The following is a 13,978-nucleotide window of genomic DNA, read 5'->3' as shown; positions in this document are numbered from 1 at the left end:
TTTATAATTTTAGTTAACAACATTCTTTCTTAATAAGGTACGCATTAATATTTTGAAAAAAGCCTTTTAATTTGTTAAAACCTTCTTCGTTAATACAATAACAAATGGAGGTTCCTTCTATATTCCCTTTGATTAGACCTGCGTTTTTCAATTCTTTTAGATGTTGTGAAACGGTAGGCTGGGCGAGAGGTAATTCATTGACGATATCGCCACAAATACAAGAATCTATTTTTAAAAGGTATTCGATTATTGCAATTCGCGCTGGATGGCCTATGGCTTTGGCTAAAATTGCCAATTCATTTTGTTCTGCTGTGAATCTTTCTGTTTTAGTAATTCCCATTTGTTATATTATTATATTGCAATATTACGATAAATAATTTAATTTATCTATTTATATTTTTTTTGCATATTTGTTATGTTTAATCTCAAATCTAAGAAAAATGAAAAAAATTATGTTATGCAGTTTTCTATTTACAACAATAGGAACTTTTTCGCAAGCGTTTCAGTACAAAATTGTAACTTCAATTGAATCCATTGTACCAGGTGGAGTTGGCCGTTCAAGAATTATTGAAAATGGAGCAGAAGTTGATTATACCCAGTTCACTACTATTAGAACAAAGGATGGTAAAGACAAAACAGATAAAGATAGAAGTGATGTAAAAATAGATGATTTAAAAGAATCTACATTAGTGAATTTTTATAGTTTAGTAGGGATTAATTTTCAAAATATAGCTTCAAATGATGCCATGATAACTTCTATGTTGAATAAGTATAGTAAAGACGGTTGGGATTTGTTTTCTATCGTTAGCGGAGTAGAGAGCGACGCAGGAAAAGGAGATGGTGATGGGATTTTTATTACGCGCTACTATTTTAGAAAAAAATAAAATTAAAAATTAATAACAAAAAACCCTTAATAAATTGATTATTAAGGGTTTCTTTTTTTTGTAGCGAAGACGGGAGTTGAACCCGTGACCTCAGGGTTATGAATCGATAATTGATTCTTTGTACGTCAGTAAACCCAATAAATACGTTAGATTTTTGTTCAAATTTAGTCATTTTTTAGATATCTCCTCACGCAGTTTCCTCACGCAATAAAAAATGTAATTAATTGATATATAATAATTTAACTATTATATTTTTTGTACTTAGGATAACTTTGGAGCGAGTTAAAAAGATGTCAATTGACACCTTTCTTTTTTTGATCTTAGAAAAGTTTACTTAAGAGTATGATATGTTTTTGTGAAACTTTTTTATTATTCAAGGTTTTGAACTAGTTTTTTTGTTGAAAAACTATAGGAAGGTAGTTTAAATAAATCATACTAATTTTACAAAATTGGAAAAAGTTCTATATATTTGATTAAATTTAACAGATGTAATCTAACCCCCAAATAAACTATGATTAACAAGAGATCTCCATTTTACGCCTACAGATATTTAGTTACACCAACAAGTAGTCAAATTACCTTAATTCAAGAGTTGAATAAAAGTAAAGAAGAATTAATGATAGACATCATTAAAAGTCTTGCTATTACTGGTAAGACCGAGTGGACAAAAGGAAATAAAAGATACCTTTTCATCGGTTTTCAACATAAGGATGATATTTACATTATAAAATTTGCAAGAGAAAGTATTGAAAACATTTATATTGAAGGTGAAGATGATATTGAAATCAGAAGAATAAATGAAGCTAAATACGTTTACCTAATTATTGATACAAAACATCAAATAATGTTAGTAGAAAGAAATGTTTCTGTGTTTCAACAAATAGAAAGTTCTGTAAAGATTCTAGCAGAATTTTTCAGAAGTAAAATGAGAGATTTCGACTATGTAGTAAATATATATCCTTTAGTATCTAAAAAGAAATTTTGGAATTACGTCGATTCTGCTGAGGAAATTTATGAACTCACATTAGAGATGAATGCTCCTAATATGGCTTTGTTTGGTAATTCGGAGACGCGGGATGTACTAAGGGAAATAAAGGAAATAACCAATAACGAGGTAGTTGACATTTCATTTAAAAATAAAGAAGGTAAATTAATTATTTTGAAAGAATCACTTGGGGGTTATATTGACTATGTCCGAGAGGTCGGGGGAAAATACCTTCTTAAATTTATGAGAAACGGTATTCGGGAAACAAAAAGTAGTGAAACAGATACTGCGAAAATTCATATTGAAAGAAAGAAGTCAGAAAAGTATACAGACGAAGAGATGCAAAACATTTCAGATAAATTAGATTCAATACATTATCTTGAAACTAGAGAAGATGAAAATGAAATCGAAGAAGATTAATCGAAGAATATTGACAATTTTAATAGTTTTTGTAATTGGAGTTGCTTCTAATTATTTTGTGAATACAATCTCAATTTCATCATTTAAAATTTTTGACACAGTAAATTTGTTTACTTATTTCGGTGTCCTAATTGGATTTGCATTAACAATATACACTTTTGGACTTTCAATGGTGTCAGACATTAAATCCAAAATCGATATTCATAAAAATATATCAGAAGATCGGAAAAAGAAAATATATTCAAAGTTAGTTAGAGGTTTTAGCGAAATAAAAGAAGATATTTGGATAATATTTGTGTCAATAATTATAGTAATAGGATTTGAAATAGCGAATGAAATCCCAAATCCATTTGGGTGGCGAGTTGAGGATTATAATATTCCAGAAACAGTTAATCTGACTCTTTTTATAACGACAACAATTGCTATGTTTGACATAATGCAAACACTTTTTAATTTATCTGAAATAAACCTACATTTAAACAAATACGAACAACACGACAAAAATTAAATTAAGGTCTCGTTTAGTCTGGATTGATAAAAAAGGCATTATTTAATTGGTTTATAAATTCAAAAAGGTGTCAATTGACACCTTTCTTTTTATATCATCTATCTTATTTGAATGTATACTTGTTTTAGATTCAACCCAAGAGTGTGGTTTAAAAAAAAGGCGGTTTGCTTGTAGAAAAACTAAGTTGTAATCATAAATTCATTGCCCCCAACAAATTTGCAAACCGCCTATCCAAATCTTAATATCAAAGGTGAGAAATTTTTATGTTTATTTACAAGAAAAACATAGTTTAATATTATTTAAAAACGTTAAATTTTTCACTGATTTGTCCGAATATTCCTTTACCTGTTAATTCCATTGTTTTTTACATTCAAAAAACAGTGTCAATTATTAATTGCTATACATACACTTATTACTCCGCTACTGCTTTTCATCTCAAATAATTTGATGTTTGTATAATTCTGCCAGATTTAAACTTCAAACATTACTCTAGAAAAAGGAAAGATTAACTGTTTTAATTGAATATAATGCTGGGGTATTTTATACTGTTTTTATTATTTATAGTATTGCAACACCAGTAAGAAATATCCCAAAAGAGTATAAGCCCTAAAAATGATTACAATATTTGAATCTACAAGTTTTGAAACTTTAACAATTAGAAAATTATTAGTATCCAATGCAATTACAGTTTTTGTCAGTTACAGATGTGTTGAAAGCTCTCAACCTTCGATTATTAGTTCAGGAGGTAATTTCATCACAGTATTGAAGGTTTGTGAAACAGATTATTTAAGGGCTCAAAGAGTATTAAGGAAATATTATAAAAAGAATTTTCTTTTGAATAAAAAAGTATAAGAAGAGGATTTTGTAATAATTTCAAAAAATATGTAATCGATAGTCTATAATTAAAATAAATTACTATTTTTATCTCACCTAAATTTACATAACCTAAATCTGACTTTTGCCCCTATGAACTTCAAGGAACAAATTGAACGTTTAGAACGAATTAAACAAATGCACCGTCTTATCAGCGATAAGACAACAGGAACTCCCGAAACATTTGCTAAGAAAGTTTGTCTGAGTCGAAGACAAATGTATAACCAATTGGAAATTTTCAAAAAATTTAATGCTCCAATACGTTACAGTAAAATAAGCCAAACATTTTACTATGAAGAGAGTTTTGAAATAAACTTTGATTTTAATTTTACCGTTACTTTAGAAAGAGAAACTCAAACAATCTATCACATATCCTCACAAGACGAAATAAATTGTATCACTCAAAACGATTCAATATGTCTACAATAGGAAAAAAAATACGTAGACTTCGGGTCGAAAATAATTTATCTCAACCCGAACTATCCAATCTTTTGGGAATTTCCCAATCAACATTATGTAATATTGAGAGTGGGGATCGAAAAAAAATAGATTTTTCCCTTATTCAAAAAATCAGCATTATTTTCAATAAAGATTTGAATTATTTTAAAGAAGATTCGGACTGTTTAGAATTAGATTCAAATGAAAACCAATCTGAATACAATGAAGTAGTTACAGGAGCATTTTCAATTATCATAGATCAAATTAGATTATTGGTTAAGGATAATAAAACTAAATCAAAGATTATTCAAGATTTGGAAAATAGATTAAAGTCGAACAAGTAATTGTCTGATGACTTTTTAGTAATATTTGTACTTCTATCTAAAATTTATAAATCCCCACTAAGATCAAAATAAGATAGAAAAACGTTCCGGCAGATAATAATAAAATCCTTTTTAACTCAAACGAGTTTTTATCTCGATTATAAAATAATTGATAACCTGTTATGGCTACAATAAAATAAAAAATAATAGGTAAAACAAAGAATAAGAAAACTCTATTGTCCCAAATTTTATGTTGATTATTTATTCTCATTGTAAAAAAATATTTGAAAGTTACTCTTTCCAATACTCACTATAAAAGTTATTGGTTTGTATTAGTTGTTCGTGATTACCGTGATGGGTAATTGTTTTATCTTCTAAGACATAAATTTCATCGGCAATATTCTTCAGGGTGTTTAATCTATGTGAGATAAAGAAAATGGCACACTTGGGTTTTATCTTTTCTAACAACTCCATTGAAAATTTCTCCGTGTTTCTATCCATTGCGGATGTCGCCTCATCCAAGATTAACAATTGAGGTTTCTTGAATAAAACACGAGCAAATGCAATTATCTGTTTTTGACCCCTGAGAGGTTAATTCCTTCTTCACCTACAATTGTACCCAATCCTTGTGGTAATTGATTAAAATAGTCTAAAAATCTATATTGAGTGATAAAATCCATTATGGTTTCGGGCGTAACAGTATCACCCAACAGAATATTGTCAATTACAGTACCATTAAAGATGTTTATCTCTTGGGGAATAACCCCTATTAGGTTTCTAAAACTCTTAAGTTCAATATCGTTAAGTTCATACTCATTGTTCACTTTAACACTACCACTTTCAAAGGAATAAAATCGTTGTAAAATTTGTCCCAAGGTACTTTTCCCACTGCCACTCTCACCAACTACAGCCACCAACTTCCCTCTTTCAATATTCAGATTGATATTTTTAAACAATTCTTTTCTTCCTGCAAAACGAAATGAAAGGTCTCGAACGGTAATATTTTCAATCTCCGAAATAGCTTGACCTCCCTCAGGTTCTTTTTCCATTGAGGTAAACTCATACATTCTATTGAACGCAATCTTAGCCTCGTTGATTGGTATTGAGATTAGAGCCAAATTAGCGATGGAAGGTAACAATGAACTCACAATCCCTAATATTGCCATCAGTTCTCCTAATTTAATTTCTTTATTAAAAACCTGAATAGAAGTATACACCAAAACTCCAATTAAAAAGAAAACACTTGCTAATCCCGATTGCCAAGACAGTTTAATGTTGATCTTTCCAAGGTTAAAAATCTTTTCCTGAAAAATCCCAAAAACAGTCTGATTCAAATTCTTAAAAACCTCCTGTTTGTTATCATTTTTAATAGTTGAAATTCCTTGGATGGTATTGATGTAATTACCCTCATTAAAAGCGTAACTCTGCATCACTTCAGTTTGTGATTGAATGATTTTTTTGTTACTTCTGTAAATGATATAAAAGTAGATAGGTAAACTAAGGAGTGAAATTAATCCAACCTTCCAAGAATACCCAAATAGAAACACCAATGAAATTATAGACACCAAAACATCAATTACTAAACTACTTGTCAATAGTTTAATTACACTTTGTATTCTTTGTGTATCGTTTAATCGAGCCACTAATTCTCCTATCTTTCGGGTATCAAAAAAAGACTTAGGTAGGTGTAATAAAGAACTGAAAAATTGATTGTTGATTCGGTTATTGAAGTCTTTGGTTTGTTGTAATAAAAAGTATTCTCTCAATACTGAAATACCTACTCTTGCCAATAGGAGAATGGTTAATAGTCCAATTCCTGAGACCAACTTTGTGATTTTGTGTGAGGGAAGAATATCGTCAATTAATTTCTGAGAGAATATAGACATCGCCATTCCTAAACAAGCGATAACGACACCTAACAAAACACTAATCCAAAGTAGTTTGTCATCTTGTTTTATTAAATCAATAAACCATTTTCTTTTGTTGTTTTTGGATGTAGCAGATTTCTCAAACGTATCGGTTGTGTCTAATGTCAAACATTTTTTCGATACCCATACTTCGTTTAATTCTGAAGCAGACAGATAGTAAATCCCTTTTGCTGGATCTCCTATAAGAAATCCCTTTTTATTATCGTAGTGATAACAAACCAAGTAGTGTTGTAACTCATTCTCGAGTGTAACGTGGATTATTGATGGTTGTTCAAATTCAGCTAAAGTTCTAATATTTGTTTGAAAACCCTCAGCAGTAAAACCTAATTGGTTTGCCACCTGATACAACCCTAAAAGAGTAGTTCCTTGTTGAGTAGTCCCACTTAATTTTCTTAATTTTTCTAAAGAACAATCCCCTTTGTAAAATTTGATTATGGATAACAAACAAGCTACACCACAATCGGATTGATCGTGTTGGAGTATGTGAGTTGACTCAATATGTTTTAGGTTCATTGTTTTAAGATTTGGAATTTGGGTAGTCTTTATTATTTCAATTTTTTAAGAAGGATTTCGGGTTTTATTTGTCCTTTAATTTTTTCAATCAGTTGCTGGTCTTTATTATATAAAACTAAGCAAGGAAGTGATTTAACATCAAAAGTAGGAGCGAAACTAACTTGTGTATCAGATAAGAAATTAACTTTATCATAGTGGTTTAATTTATGTTTGACAGCAAACGATTTAATTAAATCGGGTTTTTCAAAAGAAACAAAGATTAATTGAAAGGCTGAAAATTTCTCAATGTTCTGTTCTATCATTTCTGCTTCTTCATTACAAAATTCACATTCACTATTAAAATAAATAAAAATAGTAGGTGTGTTTTTTATAATGTTTTGATTGGTAAAAACACCACCATTTATGTTTTGAAAACTAAATTTTGGAATAGTTTTTATGTTTTCTGCTACTTCCTTTTTGTATTTGATCTTTGAGGCGATTTGAAAAATCATAAACCCAAATAAACCTATAAACAAAACAGGAAGAATAATTTTAAGATATTTTTTCATTTGTTGTTTTTTGAAATATATAAATTAATTGAAGTTAATGACATAGAAATAAATCCTAATAGAGTGTTTAACCAATCTTCTCTATAGATAAAATAACCCAATACGTGATAGATACCTAAAAGACACACAACAAACAAAAAGTACTTTCTTGAAATGTGTCATTTAAGAAAAATTTAAAGTAAAAAACATTACTATTGTTACCCATAAGAAAAGAGCTGGGATATAACTTGAAGCAACTATTTTTAATCCCGAATCTGCATTAGTTTTCGTTAGATTTCCTATTTGATAGGACAAATAAACAACATAGGCTAATTCAAAAAGATTTAAAGTCTGTAGTGGGTAAATTAACCAAGGTTCTAATCCTTTGTAACTTATAATGTTTAAAGCGGATAAAGGATAAAAGTATTGGATGTCAATTAATTTATATTCTGTTTGAAAAAAATAAAACCAAATAATTTTACAAATGGGTACCAGTAAAAATATGAATTCAGAGTTAATTACAATTTCCCAAAGTTTCTTAAATGTAGTGGTAGATTTATTGAATATAAAAACACCAATATACAGAGCACTGGTTATAAAAACAGTCTTAATTAATACGAGAATTGGAACCATAAAATAACTAATCCACTGCCATTTATCTTGAAATTCAAGATACTCTTTTACTTGTTTGGATGTAAGCTGTTCAGACAACGAATTATAAAGTAACCCTCTAAAGTCGAATACCCTGTTGGCAATTTCGGATAGAAAAATTAAGATTATGGATAAAATTAAGAATTTAAAAAGAGGCGATTTCATTGGGATTTATAGGGTATGATTAAGTATGTAGGAATATTTTTAATTCCAAGGGTGATGTTTTTGAATAGTTGGGTATATCAAACAAACAATGGTCAAAATAATCAAAGATTGATTGTTATCAGGAGAAAATGAGGTTAATAAATTAAGCACATATAAGGAACCGAAAAAAATTACTCCTGAATAGTTTTTCACTACTTTAATCAATAATTTCATATTAATAGTTTTAAATTAACATCTATACTTCAAGATATAATTCTTTAAAATACTTGTGATTCCAAATAGGGAAAGTCAAAAAATCCTTTTTGTTGAGAATCCCTTTGTTCTTTAATCTAAAATAATCTATGAAAATTCGGTAGATAAAATAGATAATAAAAAGTATTACAAATAAATTAGCATCTCCACTTTTTGCAACAAAATACAAAAATGGGATTGGTACAAAAATTTGTAAATAGTAAAGAAATAGTCTATTCATATTTTATTATTCAATTAATAAACCCCAAAGACAAAAAATATCTTTGAGGTTTATTTTGCAACCATTTTAGTTGTTCTTTTTCTTAAATTCATTATACCTATGACCAAATCCTATAATTATTACAAGGAATGACATCATTATAGATCCTTTACTCATAGGTTATTTTTATTAAATTAATACAAAACAGATGATTTTGAGATCTGTAACAAAAATCAATTTTTAAAACAAAAACTATACTTTCTTGGTGTAATGATAATATTTAAAGTATAAAGATAATGTGATGGAAAAAAAAGTAATGATACTTATAATAGATGTTGAAATAGATAGAAAACCTTCTAATATAAATAAAACAGCATATGCTCCTAAAAGCATTACGTTAATTAACGACCATACTAACATTCTATTTTTTACTTTCATAAATTTTATATTTATATTAATGAGTCATTTCATAAGCTAAAGCTCCTGCTCCTGCTCCAGTACAAAACGCACCGGCTAAAGTTATACCAAAAACTGTACCTGCTCCGAAAGTAAATACACTAGCAGCTATACCTGCCATACCCGCTACGAAACAACCAGCCCCAATGCCATATATAACTGTTTTCCCTCCACTATTACGATAACCACCAACAATTTCTTCCATTTCGTCTCTATCAAGAGCGATTTTTACACTGTTTAAATCTATTTGACCTAATAGATTGAATTCTGGGTTTAATTCTAAATTCTTCATAATAAATAAATTTGGGTTAGTAAATAATTAATATTGTAAAGTTGAGAAATCATTTTCAATACACCAATCTCAAAACAGATAATTTTAATTTGAAAACAGATAATTTACAGTTGGTATATACTTGTTATTCTTAAGGTTAAGTAATTTACTAATCGATTGTTGATTAATGTCAAGAGAGTGTTCAAGGATTCTTCATTTGAATCGCTTGGAGACAGATACGTTTTTATCTTCAATATAAATTCATTGTATTCAACAGGTTTGGATAATTCTTGTATCATTACCCTATCAATTTGATCTAAATTGTACCGTCTTGATTCTTCATTACGCTCTTTAATTAATATATGAAAAAAGGGTTGATTGTTTTTCATTTCTGTTTTCACCTCGAAAGAAGGAATCATAACCAATTTAAAAGGCTCTTTTCTTTCTACACAATCACGAAATCTGTTCTGAGAACCTTCATTATATAAATCTCTTTTAATCAAAAAATCTGATGTGGAGAAATCGTTGGTTTTTAATTCCTTTTCAAAATCACTAATTAATTCACTTACTTTTTCTGAAGTAAGGAAATCAACGTCAGTAGCAATGGAAGTATTCTCATTAATCATACTCATAAGTCTTGAATAAGACTCAGGGTAATATCTCATTGTATAAATTTCCATTTGAATACAATTGATAATTTCTTGTTTGTACCCTCCTAGTAGATGTAAATATTTTTTTTGAGGAACATTCCCGAAATCAGCAAATCCTTTATATCCTCCGCTATTTGGAGTATCTTCAAACATAAAACTAATTTCTTCGTTTTTTTGTTTGGCGAGTCTATAAAAAATTATTTGCTCAAAAAACACATTAAAATTATAGTCTTTAATTTTGCTCCAAGCGGGTCTGTTTTTTTCTACAAATTCTAAACTCTTTTGGGTGTAGTCAGTAAAAAAATCTAAGTTGTTACCGCCAATAATTCCCATATTAGTAACTAAATCCGTGGTGGTACACTTGAAGTTTTTTAGAGTGTCAGGGACATAAACAAGTTTAGGTCTAATTAAACCCCACTTTTCAGGGTAATAGGTAGAAGTTACTTCTAAATTTTGAACTACTAAATTTGAATTTTTAAATTTTTCTGTCAAGGATTCCCATACAAATACATCTCCATCAACGTGCAAGAATGGTTCTGTTTGTAGTTGAAAGGTTTTAATTTTAGCAACTGCCCATAAGTCTTTGTGAAAGTGATTCAGTTCGTCGAGAACAACGTGTACTTTAGTATAGGGTAACTGCAATTTGTTAATTAAAATTTCATATCCAAAAGCATCAGTATATAATTCAACTTCATCGTGAAACGTTACTAATTGATGTGAACTTAAGATCCAACTAATCCAATTGTATTTATAATTACACCATCCGTGGGTGTTCGTAAAATCATTTTGATTGCCAGTCCAAAAACTTTGTATTATTTTCATTTTAGATTTGGGTTTAAAAGTGTTTGTTTTTGATACAGTAAAAGTTTCAATAATAATTTGAAAAAACTATTCATAAACAGATAATTTTAATACGAAAACAGATAATTTTCAATCAATCCAAAATTTACTTAAAGCTGTTTTTTCTTCTTAAGACAATGAAGACAAGGGGTTAAGTATAATATGATTTTAAAAATAATAAAGATCATTTTTAAATTATTCCTATTAGGAATATTGAGATTTTATAACCAGAAAAACATTTTGTAGAATTGTATCGATTTGACCTATTTTATTTAAACTTTGAAACTATGATAAATTCAATTTGTGAAGTAATCCGTATCGAGAGACTCAGAAGAAGACTCAAACAAGAGGACGTGGCTATTAAATTAGGTAAGTCTCAGAGTTATTACGCAAAAATGGAAAATGGAGAAGCAGATTTTTCTCTTAGAAAATTAGTTACACTATTTGATGTTTTTGAAATTGACCCCGTTGATTTTTTTAAGGAAGTAAAGAAGTTGGAAAAACAAAAAGGAAAATCATCTTAAACATCATTCAAAATTAAAGGAAGAAAGGTGTTAATTTACACCTTTCTTTTATTTCAATTATCTAATCGAAAGTTGTTTTGAAGTAGATGAAAAAAATTAAGTCGGAATTTGGGTTTTGGGGAATATTAAGTTTAATTTAAAAAATTAAAAACTACTGATAACTGTAGTTTTTGTAACTACGGATTTTTGGAAAAGATCACATTTGTGTTTCGTGAGAATTTATATCTTTAACAGAAAGTAATTCGATCAGAAGATCTCCCTCTCTCAACACGACAAACGATTAATGTTCATAATAATTTAAAGATTAAATTAAAACAGAAACTAATGCAAAATCTCAAAGAAATAGTTGATTATTATCTAAAGTCAAACACCAATTATGCCTTGATGATAACTGGTGAATGGGGGATTGGAAAAACATATTATTTTAAAAACATACTTTCAAAGGAGATATCTCAAACTTCAACCTATAATGATGATAGTAAAACATATCGACCTATTCTTGTATCGCTTTTTGGATTAAAATCCATAGAAGAAATTCAATCAGAGATTTTTCTTTGTCTCTACCCAATTCTTAAAAACAATAAATTAAAACTTGGAGCATCTATTGGGAAAGCTGTAGCGAAAGGAATGTTACACTTTAAAGGATTAGGAGAATACACAAAATATATTGAAGAAATTAATGTGAATACCAATGATTTTATAAATTTTGATGAACTTGTTTTATGTTTTGATGATTTAGAAAGAATTAGTGAAAACCTGAAATTAGAAGAATTAATAGGTTATATAAATTCACTTGTTGAAAATGAAAATGTAAAAGTTGTAATTATTGCAAATGAGAATAAAATTGACATAAAAAATTATCACATTCTTAAAGAAAAGGTTGTTGGTAACAGCATAGAGTATATCTCGAGTATAGAGAATACTTTTGACAGCTTAATTGAAGTTAAATTTTCTGGATACCATCTATATACCAGTTTTTTAATAGAAAACAAATCGTTTATAATTGATGTGTTTTCTAAAAAATCAAAAAACATCAGAATTTTGAGTTATTGCTTATCATATTTCCAAGATATATTTTCTAAAATTACTAGTAATTTGAATACTGAAAATATTTTAAAAGAGAAGGAAAAAGAAATTTTCCAAATGCTATTAAGATTCTCAATTGCAATATCTATAGAATATAAAGAGGGTAATATTTCGTATTCTAATCGAAACTCTCTGGGGGAAGTTTTTTTAATGGATTTAGATTTCTTTTTTGAGAAAAATAATTTTCCTAAAGATAAGGAGCAAAAAGAAAAAACATATATAGAGCAATTTAACACAGATTATTTTGAAGATAAAGGATTTGTCTATTTTAAATCAATCTATGATTTCTTAACTGGAGGGAATATATTCAATTACGAAGATGTATTAAATGAACTGAATAAACATTACAATATTGCAGAAAACAAAATTCAAGCACATTATGAAGTCTTAAATAATTTAAATTATCATAACTGTTACTCTTTAACAGATAGAGAATATCTAGAATTAACAAAAAAAATAATCGAATTTAGTAGCAAAGGTTTATATGAAATTTCAGAATATTTATCAATTTTTTACTATGTTTCAAGGTTTAATAATCCACTAAATTATAATCTTGAAAATTTAGAGAAAAAGATTATTAGGGGAATGAAAAAAGGAAAAGCTAATTATAAATTTACTCCTTCATTAGATTTTTATTTAAGGGTTGATGAAAATTCAGTACATAAAACACATTTAGAAAATATTTTAGCTGAGATTTTACGTTTAAATGAACAAATATTACAAGAGGAAAAAAAATCAAAAGCAATTGATTTAGAGTCAAAATGTTATGAAAATTTTACAGAATTTTTCACAGAAGTCATAAGAACCGACAAAGAATATCTCTATAATCCAATAATGAAAGATTTTAATAGTTATAAATTCTATAAATTCTTTTTAAGCAACGACAATCAAGGGAAATGGGAAATCATTAAATTTCTGTCATATCGTTATAAGAAATATGAAAATCATTTATTAAAACCTGAATTGTTGTTTTTTCAAGAATTAGAGAAAAGAATTGAACACAAATGCAAAAAAATTAAAAAAGGGAATTTATCAGGTTTTTTATTCAATGAATTTAATGTAAAGATTAAAGATACAATAGAAATATTGAAAGGATAAAACTTACTCTCGGTAACTAGGTTTTACATTATTACAGGTTTTGAACTTAATTAATTGTTGGATGTAGGAATAAGTAAAGAAGTTCAGAAATATATATTTTAAGACTCATTTTAGGTGTCAATTGACACCTTTCTATTATAACAGACTATTTATTAGTAAACAAGTAGTACTATGAAAACAACACAAAAAAGGATGAAAATTATTCTGAACGAATCACAAGTAAAAAGACTTTTGGATACTATTACAAAAGAATCCGTTTTGGAAGAAACTCAAAAACTAAAAACTTTTAAGTTGACCGCATCGATTTAAAGTTCAAACCTTACCAAATCATTTTTTAACGACCTCTCAACTTTGAGAGGTTTTTTTATTTTGACACTTATCGATCTA

At 28.1% G+C, this 13,978-nt stretch carries 15 protein-coding genes; 8 read left to right on the top strand and 7 right to left on the bottom strand.

The window, feature by feature from the left end; genetic code table 11:
• Nucleotides 1-13 precede the first annotated feature (13 nt).
• The gene (locus MG292_RS10840; protein ID WP_264532711.1) at nt 14-340 is read right to left on the bottom strand and encodes an ArsR/SmtB family transcription factor; all 327 of its coding nucleotides are present in this window, start codon (nt 338-340) and stop codon (nt 14-16) included.
• A 100-nt stretch (nt 341-440) separates the two neighbouring features.
• On the opposite strand from MG292_RS10840, the gene MG292_RS10835 reads away from it, so the two are divergent.
• The 5 genes from MG292_RS10835 (at nt 441) to MG292_RS10815 (ending at nt 4,452) form a co-directional block, all read left to right on the top strand.
• Nucleotides 441-884 carry a hypothetical protein gene (locus tag MG292_RS10835; protein ID WP_264532712.1) on the top strand — a complete coding sequence of 148 codons (444 nt, stop codon included), beginning with the start codon at nt 441-443 and terminating at the stop codon, nt 882-884.
• 511 nt (nt 885-1,395) lie between these two features.
• Nucleotides 1,396-2,289, top strand: coding sequence for a hypothetical protein (locus MG292_RS10830; protein WP_264532713.1), 894 nt, complete (start codon nt 1,396-1,398; stop codon nt 2,287-2,289).
• Nucleotides 2,290-2,299: 10 nt separating this feature from the next.
• On the top strand, nt 2,300-2,797 hold the full coding sequence (locus MG292_RS10825; RefSeq protein ID WP_264532714.1) for a hypothetical protein: 498 nt from the start codon (nt 2,300-2,302) through the stop codon (nt 2,795-2,797).
• Between the two features lie 966 nt (nt 2,798-3,763).
• Nucleotides 3,764-4,099, top strand: coding sequence for a hypothetical protein (locus tag MG292_RS10820; protein WP_264532715.1), 336 nt, complete (start codon nt 3,764-3,766; stop codon nt 4,097-4,099).
• Nucleotides 4,087-4,452 (top strand): helix-turn-helix domain-containing protein, encoded by a 366-nt coding sequence (locus MG292_RS10815; protein ID WP_264532716.1) that lies wholly within the window; start codon nt 4,087-4,089, stop codon nt 4,450-4,452. Before MG292_RS10820 ends, MG292_RS10815 begins: the two co-directional genes overlap by 13 nt.
• 270 nt (nt 4,453-4,722) lie before the next feature.
• On the opposite strand, the gene MG292_RS11325 is transcribed toward MG292_RS10815, so the two are convergent.
• The 6 genes from MG292_RS11325 to MG292_RS10790 form a co-directional block, all read right to left on the bottom strand.
• Nucleotides 4,723-4,998: a hypothetical protein gene (locus MG292_RS11325; RefSeq protein WP_342032624.1), complete on the bottom strand. Its 276-nt coding sequence runs from the start codon at nt 4,996-4,998 to the stop codon at nt 4,723-4,725.
• Nucleotides 4,998-6,872 carry a peptidase domain-containing ABC transporter gene (locus MG292_RS10810; RefSeq protein ID WP_342032614.1) on the bottom strand — a complete coding sequence of 625 codons (1,875 nt, stop codon included), beginning with the start codon at nt 6,870-6,872 and terminating at the stop codon, nt 4,998-5,000. The genes MG292_RS11325 and MG292_RS10810 overlap by 1 nt, the downstream gene beginning before the upstream one ends.
• A 32-nt stretch (nt 6,873-6,904) precedes the next feature.
• The gene (locus MG292_RS10805) at nt 6,905-7,420 is read right to left on the bottom strand and encodes a peroxiredoxin family protein (protein ID WP_264532718.1); all 516 of its coding nucleotides are present in this window, start codon (nt 7,418-7,420) and stop codon (nt 6,905-6,907) included.
• Between the two features lie 162 nt (nt 7,421-7,582).
• The gene (locus MG292_RS10800) at nt 7,583-8,110 is read right to left on the bottom strand and encodes a hypothetical protein (protein WP_264532719.1); all 528 of its coding nucleotides are present in this window, start codon (nt 8,108-8,110) and stop codon (nt 7,583-7,585) included.
• A 1,010-nt stretch (nt 8,111-9,120) separates the two neighbouring features.
• Nucleotides 9,121-9,414 (bottom strand): hypothetical protein, encoded by a 294-nt coding sequence (locus tag MG292_RS10795; protein ID WP_264532721.1) that lies wholly within the window; start codon nt 9,412-9,414, stop codon nt 9,121-9,123.
• 104 nt (nt 9,415-9,518) lie between these two features.
• Nucleotides 9,519-10,865 (bottom strand): DUF6734 family protein, encoded by a 1,347-nt coding sequence (locus MG292_RS10790; RefSeq protein ID WP_264532722.1) that lies wholly within the window; start codon nt 10,863-10,865, stop codon nt 9,519-9,521.
• 305 nt (nt 10,866-11,170) lie between these two features.
• On the opposite strand from MG292_RS10790, the gene MG292_RS10785 reads away from it, so the two are divergent.
• From MG292_RS10785 to MG292_RS10775, 3 genes are all read left to right on the top strand, one after another.
• On the top strand, nt 11,171-11,407 hold the full coding sequence (locus MG292_RS10785; protein ID WP_264532723.1) for a helix-turn-helix domain-containing protein: 237 nt from the start codon (nt 11,171-11,173) through the stop codon (nt 11,405-11,407).
• A gap of 324 nt (nt 11,408-11,731) precedes the next feature.
• Complete coding sequence (locus MG292_RS10780) at nt 11,732-13,591, top strand: P-loop NTPase fold protein (protein ID WP_264532724.1); 1,860 nt, start codon at nt 11,732-11,734, stop codon at nt 13,589-13,591.
• A gap of 171 nt (nt 13,592-13,762) precedes the next feature.
• The gene (locus MG292_RS10775; RefSeq protein ID WP_264532725.1) at nt 13,763-13,900 is read left to right on the top strand and encodes a hypothetical protein; all 138 of its coding nucleotides are present in this window, start codon (nt 13,763-13,765) and stop codon (nt 13,898-13,900) included.
• Nucleotides 13,901-13,978 lie beyond the last annotated feature (78 nt).

This window comes from Flavobacterium keumense (assembly GCF_029866485.1).
GTDB classification, from domain to species: domain Bacteria; phylum Bacteroidota; class Bacteroidia; order Flavobacteriales; family Flavobacteriaceae; genus Flavobacterium; species Flavobacterium keumense.
The sequence above is the reverse complement of the archived record's forward strand: the minus strand, read 5'-3'. Positions and strand labels throughout refer to the sequence as shown.